General features: G+C 70.9%; 12 protein-coding genes. 7 read left to right on the top strand and 5 right to left on the bottom strand.

The features are described from left to right. Positions 1 to 119 precede the first annotated feature (119 nt). On the bottom strand, positions 120 to 383 hold the full coding sequence (locus tag ACIBCU_RS32300) for a WhiB family transcriptional regulator (RefSeq protein ID WP_031093859.1): 264 nt from the start codon (positions 381 to 383) through the stop codon (positions 120 to 122). A 650-nt stretch (positions 384 to 1,033) separates the two neighbouring features. Between ACIBCU_RS32300 and ACIBCU_RS32295 the strand changes: the two genes are divergently transcribed. The 3 genes from ACIBCU_RS32295 to ACIBCU_RS32285 all read left to right on the top strand — a co-directional run bounded on the left by ACIBCU_RS32295 (position 1,034) and on the right by ACIBCU_RS32285 (position 3,999). Beyond that, a complete protein-coding gene (locus ACIBCU_RS32295; protein WP_362934869.1) occupies positions 1,034 to 1,573 on the top strand; it encodes a cysteine dioxygenase family protein in 540 nt (179 codons plus the stop codon). Positions 1,574 to 1,717: 144 nt separating this feature from the next. After that, complete coding sequence (cofD, locus tag ACIBCU_RS32290; protein ID WP_362934866.1) at positions 1,718 to 2,674, top strand: 2-phospho-L-lactate transferase; 957 nt, start codon at positions 1,718 to 1,720, stop codon at positions 2,672 to 2,674. Then, the gene (locus ACIBCU_RS32285) at positions 2,671 to 3,999 is read left to right on the top strand and encodes a coenzyme F420-0:L-glutamate ligase (protein ID WP_362934863.1); all 1,329 of its coding nucleotides are present in this window, start codon (positions 2,671 to 2,673) and stop codon (positions 3,997 to 3,999) included. The genes cofD and ACIBCU_RS32285 overlap by 4 nt, the downstream gene beginning before the upstream one ends. A gap of 21 nt (positions 4,000 to 4,020) precedes the next feature. Here ACIBCU_RS32285 and ACIBCU_RS32280 read toward each other — a convergent pair whose 3' ends face one another. From ACIBCU_RS32280 to ACIBCU_RS32270, 3 genes are all read right to left on the bottom strand, one after another. After that, a complete protein-coding gene (locus tag ACIBCU_RS32280; RefSeq protein ID WP_362934860.1) occupies positions 4,021 to 5,025 on the bottom strand; it encodes a DNA-3-methyladenine glycosylase 2 family protein in 1,005 nt (334 codons plus the stop codon). A 96-nt stretch (positions 5,026 to 5,121) separates the two neighbouring features. Then, positions 5,122 to 6,213 carry an NDP-sugar synthase gene (locus ACIBCU_RS32275; RefSeq protein WP_362934857.1) on the bottom strand — a complete coding sequence of 364 codons (1,092 nt, stop codon included), beginning with the start codon at positions 6,211 to 6,213 and terminating at the stop codon, positions 5,122 to 5,124. Positions 6,214 to 6,291: 78 nt separating this feature from the next. Next, complete coding sequence (locus ACIBCU_RS32270) at positions 6,292 to 7,749, bottom strand: N-acetylmuramoyl-L-alanine amidase (RefSeq protein ID WP_362934854.1); 1,458 nt, start codon at positions 7,747 to 7,749, stop codon at positions 6,292 to 6,294. 140 nt (positions 7,750 to 7,889) lie between these two features. Between ACIBCU_RS32270 and ACIBCU_RS32265 the strand changes: the two genes are divergently transcribed. From ACIBCU_RS32265 to ACIBCU_RS32250, 4 genes are all read left to right on the top strand, one after another. After that, positions 7,890 to 8,642, top strand: a complete 753-nt coding sequence (locus ACIBCU_RS32265; RefSeq protein ID WP_362934851.1) for a TIGR03089 family protein — start codon at positions 7,890 to 7,892, stop codon at positions 8,640 to 8,642. A gap of 186 nt (positions 8,643 to 8,828) precedes the next feature. Next, complete coding sequence (locus tag ACIBCU_RS32260; protein WP_362934848.1) at positions 8,829 to 10,121, top strand: LCP family protein; 1,293 nt, start codon at positions 8,829 to 8,831, stop codon at positions 10,119 to 10,121. A gap of 233 nt (positions 10,122 to 10,354) precedes the next feature. Then, entirely contained in the window at positions 10,355 to 12,046 is a 1,692-nt protein-coding gene (locus ACIBCU_RS32255) for an LCP family protein (RefSeq protein ID WP_362934845.1), read from the top strand. Between the two features lie 49 nt (positions 12,047 to 12,095). Next, positions 12,096 to 13,778: an LCP family protein gene (locus ACIBCU_RS32250; RefSeq protein ID WP_399235741.1), complete on the top strand. Its 1,683-nt coding sequence runs from the start codon at positions 12,096 to 12,098 to the stop codon at positions 13,776 to 13,778. A 64-nt stretch (positions 13,779 to 13,842) separates the two neighbouring features. On the opposite strand, the gene ACIBCU_RS32245 is transcribed toward ACIBCU_RS32250, so the two are convergent. Next, complete coding sequence (locus ACIBCU_RS32245; RefSeq protein ID WP_362934840.1) at positions 13,843 to 14,865, bottom strand: glycosyltransferase family 2 protein; 1,023 nt, start codon at positions 14,863 to 14,865, stop codon at positions 13,843 to 13,845. Between the last annotated feature and the right edge of the window lie 295 nt (positions 14,866 to 15,160).

The following is a 15,160-nucleotide window of genomic DNA, read 5'->3' as shown; positions in this document are numbered from 1 at the left end:
AACCGGAGTCGCCCGGAGATGCCGGAGATGGCCGGACATGCCGATGGCCTGGGGGCCGCGCCCTGCGTACAGGGTGCGGCCCCCAGGCCATCGCCGTCCCGGTGTCCCGGTGCTCGGCGTCAGATGGCCGCCTTCTTCAGGCGTCGCCGCTCCCGCTCGGAGAGACCGCCCCAGATCCCGAACCGCTCGTCGTTGTTGAGGGCGTACTCAAGGCATTCGGAACGGACCTCGCAGGCGAGACAGACCTTCTTGGCCTCGCGGGTGGAGCCGCCCTTTTCAGGAAAGAAGGACTCGGGGTCGGTCTGGGCGCACAGCGCGCGCTCCTGCCAGCCGAGCTCTTCGTCCGCGTCCTCGACCAGCAGTTGCTGGAACAGCTCGGTCATGTGCGCCCCTCGTCTGTCTCTTGCGTCCCCGTGATGCGGCCGTTACCGATACGGCCGAACGACACGAGTGAAATTACAAGTGTGTAGCTTCGGGCCAGTCAAGCGAAGATCTGCTATTGGCCTCGGTATTCACTCTGCGGAACCAAGCCTATGCGGTAAGTGTTCAAATCACCAAAAACCTGACATATGCCACCGGCTCCACCCGGCCCCACTTCTCACTCGGTGAGACGAGCGACGTGGTCCCGATGTTTCGATTTGATCACCGAAGCGACCAAGATCACAGTAAGGTCACGGTCCGTCAGCCGCGTTTATGTACACAGTTGATGCGCCACCTTGCCCTTGCAATGGGTGCCAAAACCTTTCTCCCCCGACCGCAACCGGATGGGGTGAAACATTGCCGCCAAATCGGGCATTGGGTTGACAGAGGGCAGACCCACCCGGTCTCCTTGACTACATGCCAGCGACCGCAGTGACGTACACGACCCACACCCGTGGGTTCCGTACGGCTGTCCAGGCCCGCTGTTGCTGTTCCAGCTGTCACAGCTGTTGAAGCCCGTAGCGCTCCAGCTCTGATCCAGCTTCGTTTCATCGCATTCCGGTCTCCGCGACCCCCCGCACGCGTATCCACATGCCGAGGAACCACCGCACCCATGAACAGCGACAGCGACCTTTCGATCGCCGGCGACATCCTTGAGGTCCAGCACCTTCTCCAGCCGGCCAGCCCCCATCCCTCCACCGTGGCCGGGTTCGCGGGCCTCGCCCGCTCCATCGCCGCGGACCGCGCCCGGTGGGCGCCGCTCGTCCGGTACGACACCACGACCCGCTGGTACCACCGGCTGCGGAGCGTTCCCCAATCTCTCGGCTCCGCTCGAGCAGGGGAGGCCCCGGTGGGTTACGAGGTCTGGCTGCTGAGCTGGGTCCCCGGCCAGGGCAGCGGCCGCCACGACCACGGTCTCTCCTCCGGCGTACTCACGGTCCTGGACGGCGAGTTGACCGAGCACACGGCACGCGGGGCGCAGACCCTGGACGCGGGCGCGCAGCGCGTCTTCGCCCCGGGATACGTCCACGAGGTCGTCAACGACTCCCTGGAGCCCGCCGTCAGCCTGCACATCTACTTCCCGGGCCTGACGGACATGCCCATGCATGCGGCACAGTGCGCTCCGGCCGCCGAAGACGCCGTACCGGCCTGAGGCTCCGCCACCGCCGGCTCCGACCGCCTGACAGCCCACCCGTCGCCCACCACCACCCCGACAACGTCAGGCTTCGCCTGACAGCCCACCCGTCGCCCACCACCACCCCGACAACGTCAGGCTTCGCCTGACAGACTGTTGCGCATGCGCATTGTGGTTCTGGCCGGCGGTATCGGTGGTGCTCGTTTCCTGCGTGGCCTCAAACAGGCCGCGCCGGACGCGGACATCACGGTGATCGGCAACACCGGCGACGACATCCATCTGTTCGGGCTGAAGGTCTGTCCCGACCTGGACACCGTGATGTACACCCTCGGCGGTGGCATCAACGAGGAGCAGGGCTGGGGGCGTACCGACGAGAGCTTCCGGGTCAAGGACGAGCTCGCGGCGTACGGCGTGGGGCCCGAGTGGTTCGGCCTCGGCGACCGTGACTTCGCGACCCACATCGTCCGTACGCAGATGCTCGGCGCGGGCTATCCCCTGAGCGCGGTCACCGAGGCCCTCTGCGCACGCTGGAAGCCGGGGGTCCGGCTGATCCCGATGTCCGACGACCGCATCGAGACGCATGTGGCCGTGGACGTCGACGGCGAGAGCAAGGCCGTCCACTTCCAGGAGTACTGGGTGAAGCTGCGCGCCTCCGTGCCGGCGCAGGCCGTCGTGCCGGTGGGCGCGGAGCAGGCCAAGCCCGCTCCGGGCGTCCTTGAGGCCATCGCCGAGTCGGACATCATCGTCTTCCCGCCGTCGAACCCCGTCGTGTCGGTGGGGACCATCCTCGCCGTGCCCGGCATCCGGGAGGCGATCGCCGAGGCCGGGGTTCCCGTCGTCGGGCTCTCCCCCATCGTCGGCGACGCACCCGTGCGGGGCATGGCGGACAAGGTGCTGGCCGCTGTGGGCGTCGAGTCCACCGCCGCGGCCGTCGCCCAGCACTACGGTTCGGGCCTGCTCGACGGCTGGCTCGTCGACAGCGTGGACGCCGGAGTGGTCGACGAGGTCGAGGCGGCGGGGATCCGCTGCCGCGCCGTCCCGCTGATGATGACGGACGTCGACGCCACCGCCGAGATGGCCCGCCAGGCCCTGGCGCTGGCCGAGGAGGTACGGGCATGAGCGGCGGACCGGCCGACGTGGCGCCCTCGTACCGGGTGTGGGCCCTGCCCGGGATGCCCGAGGTGCGTGAGGGCGACGATCTCGCGAAGCTGATCGCCGCCACGGAGCCCGGCCTGGTCGACGGCGATGTCCTGCTGGTCACCTCGAAGATCGTCTCCAAGGCGGAGGGCCGGATCGTCGAGGCCACGGACCGGGAGGCGGCGATCGACGCCGAGACCGTCCGGGTGGTCGCCCGGCGCGGGACGCTCAGGATCGTGGAGAACCGGCAGGGGCTCGTCATGGCCGCGGCCGGGGTCGACGCCTCGAACACCCCGGCCGGAACGGTCCTTCTGCTGCCCGAGGACCCGGACGCGTCGGCCCGGCTGATCCGGGACGGCCTGCGGGACTCGCTCGGGGTCGACGTCGGGGTCGTCGTCACGGACACCTTCGGCCGCCCCTGGCGGAACGGTCTGACGGACGTGGCGATCGGAGCCGCGGGGATCAGGGTCCTGGACGACCTCCGGGGCGGCACCGACGGATACGGCAATCCGCTGAGCGCCACCGTCGTGGCCACGGCCGACGAACTGGCCTCCGCCGGTGACCTGGTGAAGGGCAAGGCGTCCGGGCTGCCGGTCGCGGTGGTGCGCGGGCTCCCCCACGTGGTGGCGGACGCGTCCGCGGACGAGGACCGGGGCGCCCGGGCGATGGTGCGGGTCGCGGCCGACGACATGTTCCGGCTGGGTACGTCCGAGGCGGTGCGGGAAGCGCTGAATCTCCGGCGCACGGTCCGGGAGTTCACGGACGAGCCGGTCGACCCCGGCGCCGTACGACGTGCCGTCGCGGCGGCCGTGACGGCTCCGGCGCCCCATCACACGACCCCGTGGCGCTTCGTCCTGCTGGAGTCGGAGCGGTCGCGTCACCGGCTGCTCGACGCGATGCGGGACGCGTGGATCGCGGACCTCCGCCGGGACGGCCGGAGCGAGGAGTCGGTCGCCAAGCGGGTGCGGCGGGGCGACGTCCTGCGCAACGCGCCGTACCTGGCCGTCCCGTGCCTCGTGATGGACGGCTCGCACACCTACGGGGACGAGCGCCGGGACACCGCGGAGCGCGAGATGTTCGTGGTCGCCGCCGGCGCGGGCGTGCAGAACTTCCTGGTGGCGCTCGCGGGTGAGCGGCTCGGCTCGGCGTGGGTGTCCTCCACGATGTTCTGCCGGCCCGTGGTGCGCGAGGTGCTGGACCTGCCGGACTCCTGGGATCCGCTGGGCGCGGTGGCCGTGGGACACCCGAAGGGGACACCGCCGGCGCGGGCGGCCCGGGACGCGGGCGCGTTCATCGCGGTGCGCTGAAGCAGGCCCCGGGGCCGCCGGTCAGAGCCGGGCGATGTCCCGGGGCGTCATCCGAGGGGCCCGGCGCGCCGGGGTGTGCCCCGAGAGCATGATCAGGCGGGTCGCGCGGTGGCGCTGGCCCTCGTACGGGGCGAGGAGCTCCAGCATCTCCTCGTCGTCGGCGTCCCTGTTGCCCGCGAGCGCGTGACCCACGATGCCCGGCAGATGGAGATCGCCGACCGTCACCGCGTCCGCCGCGCCGTTCGAACGCTGCAGGGTCTCCGCCGCCGTCCAGGGGCCGATGCCCGGGATCAGCTGCAGCCGGGCCGACGCCTCGGTGAGTTCCATGGCGGCCGCCTCCTCCATGCGCCGGGCCACCCGGACCGCGCGCAGGATCGTGGCGGAGCGCTTGGCGTCCACACCCGCGCGGTGCCACTCCCAGGACGGGATCAGCGACCAGGTCCTGGCGTCCGGCATGACGTACAGGCCGTACGTGGCGAACGCCGCGTCGGCGGGGCCGGGGGCGGGGGTGCCGTAGGTGCGGAGCAGCAGCCGCCAGGCGCGGTAGGCCTCGTCGGTGGTGACCTTCTGTTCCAGGATCGACGGGATCAGGGACTCCATGACCAGCCCGGTGCGCAGCAGGCGCAGACCCGGCCGGCGACGCTGGGTCAGGGCGATCAGCTTGTGGCGGGGGCGGAAGGCGTCCGGGGTGTCGCCCGCGCCGAGCAGTGCGGGGAGCCCGTCCAGAAGCCACTGGGCGCCCGGCCCCCAGGCCGCCGCCGCGACGCTGCCGTCGCGGGACGCGGAGACACGCAGGGTGCCGGGGCCGGTCGGGGTGCGGGTCGCCCGCCAGAAGGATCCGTCGGGCAGGGCGCGGTAGGCGGGGTCCGCAGGCCCGCGCCGCAGGGGGCTCAGGACCAGCCGCAGGTCGAGCGGGTCCGGCGGGGTCCAGGTCCGGGTCCGCGGCGGGGCGGACGCGGAGCCTGCATCGGACCCCGGCTCCTGACGGGGCACGGCGGTGGTGCGGGGTACGAAGCGTCCTGCCACGGGTGAGGTCCTCGGTCGTCGGGGGTTCCTGTCGAGGGTAGACCGGAAGGGGCCTCTCACGGGCCGGTGAGGCTTCTCACCGGCCGGTGGGACAGGTCACTGGTCGGACGAGAAGCGGACCGAGGCGTCCGGGAGGACCGCGCCGCACCAGACACGGATCCCGTCACGCAGTTCGTTGTCGGCGCCGACCTGGGCGCCGTCGCCGATCACCGCGCCCGTGAGCACCGAGCGGCTGCCGATCCGGGCACCCGCCCCCACCAGCGAGTCGGTGACGACCGCGCCCGGTTCGACGACCGCGCCGTCCAGCACGGTGGAGCCCGAGATCCTGGCGCCCTCGCCGATCAGCGCGCCCTCGCCGATGACCGTACCGCCGGTCAGCTTGGCGTCGGCGGCCACGGAGGCGGTGGGCAGCACGAGCCGGTCGCCGCAGCGGCCGGGCACGGCCGGGGACGGGGCGCGGCCGAGGACCAGGTCGGCGGAGCCGCGTACGAACGCCTGCGGGGTGCCCAGGTCCAGCCAGTACGTGGAGTCCACCATGCCCTGGAGGTGGGCTCCGGCGGCCAGCAGGCCGGGGAAGGTCTCGCGCTCCACGGAGACCGGCCGGCCTGCCGGGATCGTGTCGATGACCGACCGGCGGAAGATGTACGCCCCCGCGTTGATCTGGTCGGTGACTATCTCCTCGGGTGTCTGCGGCTTCTCCAGGAAGGCCGTCACCCGGCCCGTGGCGTCCGTCGGCACGAGACCGAAGGCCCGCGGGTCCTCCACCCTGGTGAGGTGCAGGGAGACGTCCGCCCCGGAGGTGGCGTGCGCCGAGACCAGGGCCCGGATGTCGAGGCCGGTGAGGATGTCCCCGTTGAACACGATGACGGGTTCGTCCGGGCCCGAGGCCAGGCGCGACGCCACGTTCCTGATGGCTCCGCCGGTACCGAGGGGTTCGTCCTCGGTGACGTACTCGATGGAGAGGCCGAGCGACGAACCGTCACCGAAATACGGTTCGAATACCTCCGCCAGGTAGGACGTCGCGAGCACGATGTGCTCCACCCCGGCCGCCCTGGCACGCGCCAGCTGGTGCGTGAGGAACGGCACCCCCGCCGCCGGAACCATCGGCTTGGGGGTGTGCACCGTGAGCGGACGCAGCCGGGTGCCCTTGCCACCGACCAGGAGGATCGCTTCTTTTGCCTCTGTCACAGCACCGTCTCTGCTTCCTGCTGGGGCCGGGCCTCGTTTCGGCTGGCCAGTGTATGCAGACCGTTCGGAGCCTCCCGGTCAGCGGCCCTGCAGCTTCGCCGAACTGGTCCGGGCCGTGCCGAGCTTGTTGTAAAGACGGATTCCGGGGCATTCGGTTGCGAAGCCGTCGCGGTGGCCGGAGATGACGTTGAGTTTGGCCTTCGCACCCTTCTTGTACTTGCCGCTGCCGCCGGAGACGAGCGTGACCTTGCCCTTGGGGTTGCGGCCGAACAGGCCGAGCTTCCAGGCGGTGAGCTTGGCGATGGCGGTGACCGCCGCGGCGGGCGGGTTCTTCGAGCTGTACGTCCCGAGTACGGCGATGCCCATGCTGTTCGTGTTGAAACCGAGGGTGTGGGCGCCGAGAACCGCCTTCGACACGCCCCCTGCGCGTCCTTCGTAGATGTTTCCGCACTTGTCGACGGCGAAGTTGTAGCCGAAGTCACGCCAGCCGCTGCTCTTGACGTGGTAGCGGTAGATACTGCGCAGGACGGAGGGCGCCTGGGCGCAGGTGTAGTTGTTGCCGGTGGCGCTGTGGTGGACGAACGCCGCCTTGACGGTCGAGGTGTAGGCGAAGGTGCGCTCGCGCAGGCTCTCGTCGGCGCCCCAGCCCTTGCGGGTGACGATGCGCGGCCGCGGTCCCACGAACGGCTTGGCGCCCGCTCCGACGACCGCCTGCTCCTCCGACTCGGCCTTGCTCAGGGCGGGGATCTCGGCGGCACCCAGCGGGGCGAGGTCGGCGTTGACCGCGGAGCTCTCGGCCGCGGCGGTCGTGAGGCCCGCTGCCTCCGGGAGCGCACCGGGCTGGGCGGCCGTGGCGGGCGTCGCGGTGCCCGCCGGAGGGGTGACGGCGGACGGGGTGCCGGTGGCCGGGGTGCCGGTGGCCGGGGTGGCCTCGGCGCGCGGCTGCTCCGGGTCGTCGCCCGGGTCGACGAGTTCCACCTGGAGGCCGGCGGGGAGGGGCGCGGTGTCGGCGGCGCCGCTCCGCGGTCCGGCGTTCTCGGAACGTACGCGTACCTCGACGCCGTCCGAGTCGCCGACCCAGAGGGGGGCGGTGGAGCCGCGGACCGTTCCCGATTCGCGTTCGGGGCTCCCGGAGTCCGCGGCGTGGTCGGTGTTGTGGGTCTCCAGGGCCTGCCAGCCGGACCACTTGGCGGTGCCGGTCGCGCGGGTGCGGACCTGGACGGTGCCGTGCAGTTCGGCGTCGGCGTCGTCCCAGACGACGCCGACGAGGGAGAAGCGGTGCGAGTCGCGCCGCAGCAGCCCTTGTGCGGCCGCGGGGTGCAGGGATTCGGTGGGTGTACCGGTGGCCCTCGGGACCGCGTCGGGGAGCGGGCGCAGGGGCAGTGACTGGGTCGAACCCGCGGGTTCGGCGGGGGATGCCGCGGGCGCCTGCGCGACCGGGGCCTGGGCGGGGGCGGCGGGAGCGGGCGCGGCGAGCGGGAGGGCGAGTGCCGTCGCGCAGGTGACGCCGATCGAGGTTGCAAGAAGTGCACGCATACAGGAAATCCTTGACAGAGTCCGGCATTCCCGGCTACTGGAGTAAACCCGCCTGCAGTTGACGCCCCTTCTGCCGAACCGGTGTACGGGGCACCGGTGACGCCCCGTCGGGCCGGCACCCGCCGCGTACCCTTGCGCGGATGAACGCCAGCGATCGCACCCCCGCCGACCTGCTGCGATCCGCGCTCGCCGCGGACCCCGGCCGTCCCCTCGTCACCTTCTACGACGACGCAACCGGAGAGCGCGTCGAACTGTCGGTGGCCACCTTCGCCAATTGGGTGGCCAAGACCGCCAATCTTCTCCAGGGAGATCTGGCCGCCGAGCCGGGCGACCGGCTCGCCCTGCTGCTCCCCGCCCACTGGCAGTCTGCCGTCTGGCTGCTCGCCTGCTCGTCCGTGGGCGTCGTCGCCGAGGTCCAGGGCGACCCGGCCTCCGCCGATCTGGTCGTCAGCGGACCCGACACACTCGACCGGGCCCGCGCGTGCCGGGGTGAGCGGGTCGCGCTGGCCCTGCGCCCGCTCGGCGGCCGGTTCCCGCAGCCTCCCGAGGGGTTCGCGGACTACGCGGTGGAGGTACCCGGCCAGGGCGACCGATTCGCCCCGTTCGCCCCCGTGGACCCGGCGGCCCCCGCACTGACCGTGGGCGGCGTGGGTCTGACGGCAGACCAGCTCGTCGCGCGGGCCCGTGACGACGCGGCGGAGCTGGGACTCGGCCCGGGATCCAGGATCCTGACAGGCCGTACGTACGACACCTGGGAGGGGCTGTCCGCCGGGCTCTTCGCACCGCTGGCCGCCGGGGGCTCCGTCGTCCTGTGCCGCCACCTGGACCAGCTGGACGAAAACGGGCTGGCCAAGCGCGTCGAAAGCGAGCGGATCACCGGCACCGCGGTATGACAAGCGCCCCTGAGGCCACTCGTCCGGCCCACAGCGGGCCGAGCCCCCGGGAATGCGCCCCGGCGGCGGTACATGATCGGGCGGTACGAAGCACCACCGGGAACGCCGCCCGGATGCACAACCAAGCGTGAGGTTCAGCCGTCTACTTCTGCGACCGGCGGCCCATCGCGCCGCCGAACGTGAAGGATGGACGCAGACGTGAGCGACAGCCCCGGCACCCCCGCCGACCCGGACCGCCCGGACGACTCGGCCGGGGGCGGGCCTGCGGACGGGAGCGACGGCGGGTCCGCGGCCGGCACCTGGGCCGAGCGCCCCCGGCCCGGCCCCGGGAGCGGCCGGCGGCCCTGGCTCCGCTGGACCGCTCTCGCCGCCTCCTTCCTCGTGCTGGTCGCCGCCGGGGTCGGCTGGTGGCTCTACAAGAAGCTCGACGGCAACATCAGCACCGACACGAGCGCGGCCGCCGAGCTCAAGGCGTACGAGAAGGAGCGCCCGCGGCCGATCGCGAGGGGCGCCCAGAACATCCTGCTCATCGGCTCCGACACCCGCTCCGGCGACAACAGCCGGTACGGCCGTGACGACGGCGGCAGCCAGCGCTCGGACACCACGATCCTGCTGCACCTCGCGGCCGACCGTGAGAGTGCGACCGCGGTGTCGATCCCGCGCGACCTCATGGCCGAGATCCCCAGCTGCCACAAGGACGATCGCAAGGCCACGAAGAAGCAGTTCGCCCAGTTCAACTGGGCCTTCGAGCTCGGCGGCACGGCCTGCACGATCCGTACGGTCGAGAAGATGACCGGCATCCGCGTCGACCACCACATGGTCATCGACTTCAACGGCTTCAAGGACATGGTCGACGCCGTGGACGGCGTGGAGGTCTGCCTCAAGGAGCCGGTCGACGACGCCGACGCCCGTCTCAAGCTCCCCGCGGGCCGCCAGAAGCTCGACGGCGAGGAGGCCCTGGGATACGTACGGGCCCGTAAGTCGATCGGCGACGGCAGCGACACCGAGCGCATGGACCGTCAGCAGAAGTTCCTGGGGGCCCTCGTCAACAAGATGCAGAGCAACGGCGTGCTGCTGAACCCCACACGGCTCTACCCGGTGCTGGACGCGGCGACCAAGTCGCTCACCACCGACCAAGGGCTCGACTCCCTGAGGGACCTGTACGACCTGGTGCGCGGGATGCGGAACGTCCCCACGGAGAAGGTGCAGTTCCTGACCGTGCCCCGGAAGGAGTACCGCGCCGACCCGAACCGCGACGAGCTCGTGCAGCCGGACGCGGACCGGCTGTTCACGCAGCTGCGCAAGGACGAGCCCGTCACCGTGGTCCCGGCCGAGGAAATCAAATCCGGGGATTCACAGGCAGATCACAGCTCCGGGAAGGACCCGTCCGGCCAAAAGCCAGGCGATTCGGACGCGAGCCCGACCCCGGCGCCCACCTATTCGGGGTCGAATGCCGCAGATGACCCGTGCGGCTCGTAAAACAATGCCCAAGACATCAATAGATATGGACGGCATACGGAGTGGAATAGGCAGAATGCCCGGTTGTAAAGAGCGTGGAATGTGTCACGCACGCCCCCTGTGGCCGATTCCGCCGGATAGTGTGACGCGATCCGGTGCTCGCGGCCATCAGGCCGCGCACGGCCGGAGCGGACGACCGAGCGCCCGACCGGGGGAGGCGCCTCGCGTGGCACCGACGGAGGATTCAGGAAACCGTGGACGCGCATAGCCGTGGGCGGGCGGACGAAATAGATCCCGCCGACCAGTGGGTGCTCAACCCGCAGACCGGCAATTACGAATTGCGACTGAACCACTCCGGAACAGAGTCGTCCGGCCCTTCCCGTACGACGAATCGGCCGGCCGGCCGGGGCGAATCCGCCGGGGTGCCCGCTCAGCGGAGCAGCCGCCCGGCGGGTGACGGCCGCGACCGGACTCCCCCGGTCGCCGGCCGGGGACGCAAGCCGCGGGCGTCGAGGCGGAAGAAGGCGCTGCTGTGGACCGGCGGGGTCATGGCCTTCGTGATCGTCGCCGGATCCGCGGGGGCCTACGCGCTCTACCAGAAGTTCAACGGCAACCTCGACACCGTCGACGTCGGTGACGCGGGCAGCAAGAGCGTCGCCGGCGACGGCCCGCTCAACATCCTGATCATCGGGACGGACAAGCGGACCGGCGAGGGCAACGAGGGCTACGGCGACAAGGGCAGCACCGGCCACGCCGACACCAACATCCTGTTCCACGTCTCCGCCGACCGCACCAACGCGACGGCGATGAGCATCCCCCGGGACCTGATCACCGACATCCCCGAGTGCACCACCAAGCAGGCGGACGGTTCGGAGAAGGAGATACCCGGCTCGCAGAACGTGCGCTTCAACGTCAGCCTCGGCCAGGAGGGGCGCGACCCCGGCTGCACGATGCGCACGGTCAAGGAGATAACCGGCCTGTCGGTCGACCACTTCATGATGGTCGACTTCAACGCGGTCAAGACCCTCTCCACGGCCGTCGGCGGCGTCAAGGTCTGCCTGGACAAGGCGGTCGAGGACCCGGACTCGCACCTCGACCTGCCGGCCGGCGAGTCCACGATCCAGGGCGAGGACGCGCTGGCCTTCGTCCGCACCCGGCACAGCTTCGGGAACCAGAGCGACCTGGACCGGATCAAGGTCCAGCAGCAGTTCATCGGCTCGATGATCCGTCAGATGAAGTCCGACGACACGCTGACCGACCCGGGCAAACTCTTCAAGCTCGCCGACGCGGCGACCAAGGCGCTCACCGTCGACTCCGGCATCGGGTCGATCAAGAAGCTGACCTCGCTCGCCCAGGAACTCGGCAGGATCGACACCAAGAACATCACCTTCGTCACGATGCCGGTGAAGGACAACCCGGCCGAGCCGACCCCGGTCACCGTGGTCGTGAAGCCGCAGGAGTCGGAGCAGCTGTTCTCGATGATGAGGGCCGACACCTCCCTCACCGAGGTGAAGAAGAAGGAGCAGGCGGCCAAGGACAAGCAGGAGGCCGTCCTCGAGGGCACCAGGGCCGAGGCCTCCGACATACGCGTCGACGTCCTCAACGGCGGCGACATCACCGGCGCGGCGGCCGCGACCGTCACCTGGCTGCGGGACGAGCAGGGCGTGGCCGGCTCCACGAACAAGGCGAACGCCCCGGCGAAGACCGCCAGGACGACGCTGGCGTACACACCGGGCCAGGCGGACCAGGCCCGTGCGCTCGCGGACATCATGGGCCTGCCCGCCACAGCGCTCAAGCAGGGGGCGGCGGGGGCCGAAGGCGATCAGGCGATGGTGCTGACCCTGGGAGCCGACTTCAAGGGCGCGGGCGTACCCGTCACCGGTCCGGCAAAGGCGCCGGAAGACATGCAGAGGGCAAGCGCCGACAAGGCGGAATGCGCGAAGTGACGACCGGTCGTCGCGCCACAGCAGAATTCTGAGGAGCAGGGGGATCCTGGTGGGACGTAGCAGCACGCGCGGGGAGGGGACACGGCCACGCAGCCGGCACAACGGGCCGCCGGGCGGCGAAGGCGGCGGTGACGCACCGGACGGCGCCGGGCGCAGGGGCCACGGCCGACGGGCCCGGACGGCCCCGCCCCAGGCCGGGAACGGTCCGGGGAGGCCCAACCGCCGCGCGCGGCGGACCGCCGGAAAGGGCGGGAAGCGACGCGTCCTTCGCTGGGTGGCGTGCGTTCTCGCACTGCTGATACTCGGCACCGGCGGCGCCGGTTACCTCTACTACAAGCACCTCAACGGCAACATCAGGAAAGAGGACCTGACGCTCGGCGACAAGGAGATGGCCGACCACAAGGCCAACTCTGCCGGGCAGACGCCTCTGAACATCCTGCTCATCGGATCCGACGCCCGGGACTCCAAGGCCAACCAGAAGCTGGGCGGCGCGAAGGAGACCTTCGGAGGCACGCCGCTCGCCGACGTACAGATGCTGCTGCACCTCTCCGCGGACCGCAGCAACATCTCGGTCGTGAGCATGCCGCGCGACACCATGCTGAAGATGCCGAAGTGCACCGACCCGAAGACCCACGACGTGTACCCGGCCACCACGCAGCCCGTCCAGACGAACGAAAGCCTCGGCCGCGGCGGCCCCGGCTGCACGGTGGCCGCCTGGTACGAGCTCACCGGCATCACCATCGACCACTTCATGATGATCGACTTCGCGGGTGTGGTCTCCATGGCCGACGCGATCGGCGGCGTCCCCGTCTGTGTCGACGCCAACATCTACTCGCACACCAGTGACGGCAAGGGCTCCGGGCTGAAGCTGGAGGAGGGCACCACCTCCGTCAAGGGCAAGCAGGCCCTCCAGTGGCTGCGTACGCGCTACGGCTTCGAGGACAACACGGACCTCGGCCGGACCAAGGCCCAGCACCAGTACCTGAACTCGATGGTCCGCCAGCTGCGCAAGGGCACCAAGCTCACCGACCCCGGAAAGCTGATGAACCTCGCCGAGGCGGCCACCAGCGCGCTCACCGTCGACAAGGGCCTCGACACCGTCAAGAAGCTGTACGACCTGGCCGAGGAGCTCAAGAAGGCCCCGACCGACCGCATCACGATGACGACCATGCCGAACGTCTACGGCACGGGGCAGTTCGCCGGCCGGGTGTATCCGAAGGCCGAGGAGGCCGAGCAGGTGTTCCGGATGATCCGTGAGGACATCCCGCTCGACGGCAAGGCGTCCAAGCGCAAGGCGCCCGTGGCCAAGGACCAGGCCGCCCCCACCGCCGAGATCGCGGTCAGCGTGCGCAACGCGAGCTCCACGGAGACCCTCGGTCCGGTCCAGGGCCGCGCGACCACGGTCCAGGAGCTGCTCACCGAGGCCGGCTTCGCCAAGGCGACCGTCGACCAGCAGAACGTCGAGGCCGCCGCCACGACCGGCATCCTCTATCCCAGCGCGGACCTGGAGGGCGACGCGCAGGCGGTCGCCAAGGCGCTCGGGATCCCGGTGTCCCAGGTGAAGAAGTCGACCGACGTCTCGGGCATCGTCCTGGCCGTGGGTGCCGACTGGCGCGAGGACGAGGCGTACCCCGCCAAGGCCGCCGAGGAGAAGACGCCGGACTCGGCGAACCCGCTCAACGGCGCGGACGAGGAGGCGTGCATGCACGTCAACCCGAGCTTCAGCTGGTGACGTCGTACGTGTGAGAAGGGCCCCGCCGTCGACGGCGGGGCCCTTCTTCCTGTGGTGACGGCGATCAGACCGTCTGTTCCCGCACGGCCGGGCGGCGGCTGGCGATGACCCGCTTCGCCAGCGAGCGGGGACTGGTCAGGAAGCCGTACCCCCAGGACATGTGCATGGTGGCCAGCGCCACCGGGATCTGCGCCCGCGCCTTCAGCGGCAGGCCCTTCCCTGCGGGCAGCGATCCGGCGACGATCGCCGCGGCGTACCCGGCCGGAACGACGAACGCCCACGGGGTGACGGCGGCGCCCACGACGATGCCGGCCGCGATCGCGCAGACGGCGGTCGGCGGGGCCAGGTAGCGCAGGTTGATCGAGCCGGAGTGGTAGCGGGCCACGACATGGCGCCAGCGGCCGTACTCCTTGTACTGCTTGGAGAGGGCGCGGATGCTGGGCCGCGGGCGGTACTGCACCTTCAGCTCCGGCGAGAACCAGATCAGGCCGCCCGCCTCGCGGATCCGGAAGTTCAGCTCCCAGTCCTGCGCGCGGATGAACTCCACGTTGTAACCGTCGGCGCGCTCCAGCGCCTCGCGGCGGAAGACCCCCAGATACACGGTCTCGGCCGGGCCCGCCTCCCCTCCGGTGTGGAAGGCCGCGTTGCCGACGCCGATCTTCGACGTCATCGCGGCGGCGACGGCGTCCTCCCAGGCGTTCTCACCCTCGGCGTGCATGATGCCGCCGACGTTCTGCGCGCCGGTCTCCTCCAGGAGGCGGACAGCGGTCGCGATGTAGTTCGGCGAGAGCATGCCGTGGCCGTCGACCCGTACCACGATCGGGTGACGTGAAGCCTTGATCGCGGCGTTGAGCGCGGCGGGGGTGCGGCCGGTCGGGTTGGGGACGGTGTGGACCCGGGAGTCCTCCCGGACCAGCTCGGCAGCGATCTCGTCCGTACGGTCGTTCGAGGGTCCGAGGGCGATCACCACCTCCATCTCGCCGGCGTACTCCTGCTCCAGGATGTGCCGGACCGAGTTCCTGAGATGGCGTTCCTCGTTGAGCACCGGCATGATCACGGAGACGGCGGGGTACTGCGCGGCAGACATGTGGTCCTCGGGGGGTCCTTGGGGGTGCCGGGGTTCCGGGGGATTTCGCACCCCAGGAGGCGGCGTGATTCGGCCGCCACGTTACCGCGAACGGGGGACAGTGGCGCGCGCCGCCGGGTCTCGTCCCGGTCCGCAGATCGTATGGGCCTACGGTGCGAAAGTCCTACTCGCACCGCGGAGGTGTCCCTCGTGCCCACGCCGCACCGATCGCCCCGTCCACCGCACCCCCGCACAGCCGGCCCGCAGCGCAGGCCCGCACGGCAGCCCGGAGCCGGTGGCGCCGGGCGGCGGAACC

Source organism: Streptomyces sp. NPDC051064, assembly GCF_044455985.1.
In the GTDB taxonomy this organism is placed as follows: domain Bacteria; phylum Actinomycetota; class Actinomycetes; order Streptomycetales; family Streptomycetaceae; genus Streptomyces.
This window is presented reverse-complemented; position numbering and strand designations above follow the sequence as displayed.

Excerpts from the sequence above, each read along its gene's own strand:
- ACIBCU_RS32300 (WP_031093859.1), bottom strand. The coding sequence starts at position 383 with ATGACCGAGCTGTTCCAGCAACTGCTGGTCGAGGACGCGGACGAAGAG.
- ACIBCU_RS32295 (WP_362934869.1), top strand. The coding sequence starts at position 1,034 with ATGAACAGCGACAGCGACCTTTCGATCGCCGGCGACATCCTTGAGGTC.
- cofD (WP_362934866.1), top strand. The coding sequence starts at position 1,718 with ATGCGCATTGTGGTTCTGGCCGGCGGTATCGGTGGTGCTCGTTTCCTG.
- ACIBCU_RS32285 (WP_362934863.1), top strand. The coding sequence starts at position 2,671 with ATGAGCGGCGGACCGGCCGACGTGGCGCCCTCGTACCGGGTGTGGGCC.
- ACIBCU_RS32270 (WP_362934854.1), bottom strand. The coding sequence starts at position 7,749 with ATGCGTGCACTTCTTGCAACCTCGATCGGCGTCACCTGCGCGACGGCA.
- ACIBCU_RS32265 (WP_362934851.1), top strand. The coding sequence starts at position 7,890 with ATGAACGCCAGCGATCGCACCCCCGCCGACCTGCTGCGATCCGCGCTC.
- ACIBCU_RS32260 (WP_362934848.1), top strand. The coding sequence starts at position 8,829 with ATGGACGCAGACGTGAGCGACAGCCCCGGCACCCCCGCCGACCCGGAC.
- ACIBCU_RS32245 (WP_362934840.1), bottom strand. The coding sequence starts at position 14,865 with ATGTCTGCCGCGCAGTACCCCGCCGTCTCCGTGATCATGCCGGTGCTC.